Annotated in this window: 1 protein-coding gene and 1 pseudogene; both read right to left on the reverse strand. The window is 46.3% G+C overall.

Going from position 1 to position 536, the window contains the following annotated elements; all coding sequences use genetic code 11:
* Positions 1–273: efflux RND transporter permease subunit (locus R7E78_RS29980; protein ID WP_318059122.1), on the reverse strand; the 273-nt coding region annotated here is incomplete at its 3' end.
* 9 nt (positions 274–282) lie between these two features.
* A pseudogene (locus tag R7E78_RS29985) lies at positions 283–536 on the reverse strand (efflux RND transporter periplasmic adaptor subunit); the annotation flags it as partial.

The raw sequence follows: 536 nt of genomic DNA on the forward strand, positions 1-536 counted from the left end.
TGAAGCGTGGCCTTCGGAGGCAACCGATGTCATCTCTTTCACCACTTCAATTGAGCGCAGTTCTTGTTCGATAGGACGAACCAGTAAACGCTCAGCATCAGTTGGAGAAATGCCTTGATGCCCAACAGAGACGTAAATGATAGGAATAGTGATATCGGGACTAGATTCTTTTGGGATGGTGACGTAAGTAATGACCCCTGCGATGAGGATCATCACCAACAAGGTCAACATCGTTCTTGATCGGGATAACGCAGCGTCAATTATACTAAACATGCTGTCTCCCTATTTTTCGGCCGCATCGGCAGCGACATCACCGACTTTATTCGCAATCACGGTATCGCCATCACGAACAAACCCCTGTCCTAATACAATGATGTCCGCTTGCTCGCCAAGCCCTGATAACCAAACACCATCTTCTTCTGCTTTGCCTACCTGAATAGGAACAAACTTAACGTGTTCATCTTGCAGTATTTTCACACCTAAATTCCCTTCTTCATCTAACGCCAACATTGCAGCGGTAATTTTAATCGCCAGCC

Source organism: Vibrio sp. YT-19(2023) (assembly GCF_033337395.1).